Genomic DNA, 717 nt, shown 5'->3' on the forward strand with positions numbered 1-717 from the left:
AGATTTAAACTTCTTGTTTTTCAGCTTCTTCTGCATGCTTGTATGTATCGCAGATACCTAAAAGCATTGCTTTATGCTGATTCCAGAATTCCAGCGCATAGCTATCCATACGGCTTATCAATTCATCACTGAATCCTTTCCAGCGCTCAATTGAGTGCTCCTGACAGCCGATTCGCATCATTCCAGTTCCGCTGATATAAACCATCCAGTGCAGGCTATTGATGACGAGTGGGACATTTTTCGCGTCCTCAAGATTCGCGCCCCGAAGATTCGCGCCCCGAAGATTCGCGCCCCGAAGATTCGCGCCCTCAAGATTCGCGCCCCGAAGATTCGCGCCCCGAAGATTCGCGCCCCGAAGATTCGCGCCCAGAAGATTCGCTCCCCGAAGATCCGCGCCCCGAAGATTCGCGCCCTGAGCAATTGCAGTCTCAACCGCATGACGCGCAATCATTCCTGATTCCATGCCTTCCGGGATGTCGCAAGTGAAAAGAACTTCGCCATTCCAGCGGTTTTTAATTTCGTGTTTTTGTGTCATAATGACCTCGCTTTAAACAGCCCCGGTTTCCGCAAGTTGCCGGGGCTTTTTGTTGTCTACGATATTTAGTTTAGTAAACGAAACAAGTTTAGTCAATGGTTTATTTTATTTTGGTAAACAAATTTATGTAAATAAACTTTTTATGTTTTAATAGACAAAAGAAAACCCACCGTGGTGGTGGG

General features: G+C 46.7%; 1 protein-coding gene. It reads right to left on the minus strand.

Annotation, left to right across the window (positions count from 1 at the left end):
• Positions 1 to 4 precede the first annotated feature (4 nt).
• On the minus strand, positions 5 to 535 hold the full coding sequence (locus OKC24_RS19820; protein WP_265466304.1) for a pentapeptide repeat-containing protein: 531 nt from the start codon (positions 533 to 535) through the stop codon (positions 5 to 7).
• Positions 536 to 717 lie beyond the last annotated feature (182 nt).

The sequence above is a fragment of the Acinetobacter entericus genome (assembly GCF_026168575.1).
Lineage (GTDB): Bacteria > Pseudomonadota > Gammaproteobacteria > Pseudomonadales > Moraxellaceae > Acinetobacter > Acinetobacter bouvetii.

What these genes read in the sequence shown, in the direction of transcription:
- OKC24_RS19820 (WP_265466304.1), bottom strand. Translation starts at nt 535, where the DNA reads ATGACACAAAAACACGAAATTAAAAACCGCTGGAATGGCGAAGTTCTT.